Raw genomic sequence first — 2,382 nt, forward strand, 5'->3', positions numbered from 1 at the left:
CAGATCCGCAAGGAGGAGCCGGACCTTATGCCCTACCTTCGTCCTGATGCTAAGGGACAGGTGACACTGGAGTATAATATGGACCGCACCCCTAAGCGCGTCAATACCATCGTCCTCAGCACACAGCATGATGACTTCGTAAAGCCGCATGATGGGATGAGCCAGGCACAAGCTGACCGACTGATGCAGGAGAAGATCTCAGAGGATGTCCGACGTATTGTGATCCCGAGGCTGATCGAGAAGTACAGCTCTAAGGTCCAGAATCTCCTCGATGATCAGGTCAGGTATCTGATCAATCCTACCGGGCGCTTTGTCCTCGGTGGTCCCGCCGGGGATACAGGTCTGACAGGGCGCAAGATCATCGTAGACACCTATGGCGGTCGGGCTGCTCATGGAGGCGGGGCTTTCAGCGGTAAGGATCCTAGTAAGGTGGACCGGTCCGCTACTTATGCGGCTCGATACCTCGCCAAGAACCTGGTTGCCGCCGGGGTGAGCGATGAGATCAAGATCCAGGTCGCCTACGCCATCGGTCAGGCAGATCCTGTGAGCATCTATGTGGATACCTACGGCAGGAGCAGAGTACGTGAGACTGATGGCGAGATCGCCTCGATGCTGTCCTCTCTCTTCGACCTCAGACCCTATCACATCATTAAGTCACTTCACTTAGAGGCGCCGATCTACAGGGAGAGCTCTGCCTACGGGCATATCGGCCGCACACCGCGAGTGGCGACGAAGTCCTTTACGGATGGGAATGGTCGGACGCTCACTAAGGAGGTGGAGCTCTTTGCCTGGGAAAAAACGGATCTTGTAGATAAGGTCCGGGGTGCTTTCCACTTCTAATTCTCGCCAGAAGAATAGCTTATGTCCGTCTTCCGCATGAAGGGCTTCGAGCTCGAGCAGGGCGAAGCAGCCATGAAGGTGGGTACAGATGGCACCGTACTGGGTGCTTACACCATCGAGTGGCTGCTGAAGAGGCATATCCAGCCTCGGCTGATCCTCGACGTGGGGACCGGAACGGGGGTCATTGCACTCATGCTGGCTCAGAAGTTTCCCTCCGCAGTGGTTTATGCTATCGAGATCGATCATGGAGCAGCAGAGACTGCAAGGCGCAATTTCTCCCACTCTCCTTTCTCATCCCGGCTTCAGCTTACCGAGGGGGACTATGGCTTATTTAGAGCGGAGGACCTGACCGACAGTTACGACCTGATCGTCAGCAACCCACCCTACCACAATGGGAGCTACCTCCCCTGGGATGAGCGGCGGCAGATCGCCCGACACAGCGGGACGCTGCCCCCGGAGGTATTCTTCGGGATCTCCTCAGAGCTGCTGTCGCCGAGGGGGTACATCGCAGTGGTTTTACCATCGAGCCAGCTACCCCTTTACGATCACGCAGCATCATCCTACGGGCTGGAGATGATTCACCGTTGTCTCATCCAGACCGTGGCAGGCAAGGCTTGCAAGCGAGTCATCGGACTATGGACTCGAGGAGAGAAGAGCGACTGCACAGAGGAGCAGCTGACGATTTCCTCAAGTGAAGGTTACAGCGACCGATATGCGGAGCTGATGCGAGACTTTCTGACGATATTTTGATTGCGGAGGTGGCATAAGCACATACTTTATGGTAAATTTGTTTTTTAATCTCAGGAACGTAGATCATGAAGTCAATAGAGGTGGATGGGCTGACATTTAAGCCCTATCTGTCACAGGAGGAGCTGCACCCTCACATAGCGAGAGTTGCCAAGGAGATCATCGCGGACGTGGGAGACAGAGATCCGCTCTTTGTCTGTATCCTCAACGGAGCATTTATGTTTGGCTCTGACATTGCTCATCTGCTAGACAAGCCCTACGAGATGGCCTTTGCGAAGTACAGCTCTTACTCGGGTATGCACTCCACGGGCCGGCTCACAGAGGTGATGGCTCCTCAGATTGATGTCAAGGGACGCGTCGTGGTGGTGCTGGAGGATCTCGTGGACACCGGGTTTACCCTGACGGAAATTAAGAAACTCTACCTCTCCCGAGGTGCCGAGGAGGTGCGTATAGCTGTCATGCTCGATAAGCCCAATGCACACAAGGATGCATCTCTCGAGCTGGACTATGTGGGGAAGGAGATCCCGGATGACTTTATCGTGGGTCACGGACTGGACTACAATGGCTTCGGACGGATGCTCAATGACATCTTCGTGGTCGATGAGGAGTCCCTCCGGAAGAAGAATCAATCTCTCAATATATAATCATGCTAAATATCATCATATTCGGGGCTCCCGGCTCCGGCAAGGGTACTCAGAGTGCACACATCAAGGAGCACTACAACCTCAATCACATCTCCACAGGGGATCTCCTGCGTGCAGAGATCAAGAAGGGAACTCCCCTGGGGAAGAAGGT

4 protein-coding genes are annotated in these 2,382 nt (G+C 54.6%); all 4 read left to right on the forward strand.

The genetic code is table 11. The features are described 5' to 3' along the window. The coding region (locus Q0F21_RS07270; protein WP_297238707.1) for a methionine adenosyltransferase domain-containing protein at nucleotides 1-840 on the forward strand (840 nt) is incomplete at its 5' end. A 21-nt stretch (nucleotides 841-861) separates the two neighbouring features. Then, entirely contained in the window at nucleotides 862-1,590 is a 729-nt protein-coding gene (locus tag Q0F21_RS07275; protein WP_297238709.1) for a methyltransferase, read from the forward strand. 65 nt (nucleotides 1,591-1,655) lie between these two features. Beyond that, on the forward strand, nucleotides 1,656-2,231 hold the full coding sequence (locus tag Q0F21_RS07280; RefSeq protein WP_297238711.1) for a phosphoribosyltransferase family protein: 576 nt from the start codon (nucleotides 1,656-1,658) through the stop codon (nucleotides 2,229-2,231). Nucleotides 2,232-2,233: 2 nt separating this feature from the next. Then, nucleotides 2,234-2,382 (forward strand): nucleoside monophosphate kinase (locus Q0F21_RS07285; protein ID WP_297238713.1); only part of this gene is annotated, 149 nt, incomplete at its 3' end.

The sequence above is a fragment of the uncultured Porphyromonas sp. genome, from assembly GCF_934359325.1.
Classification (GTDB): Bacteria; Bacteroidota; Bacteroidia; order Bacteroidales; family Porphyromonadaceae; genus Porphyromonas_A.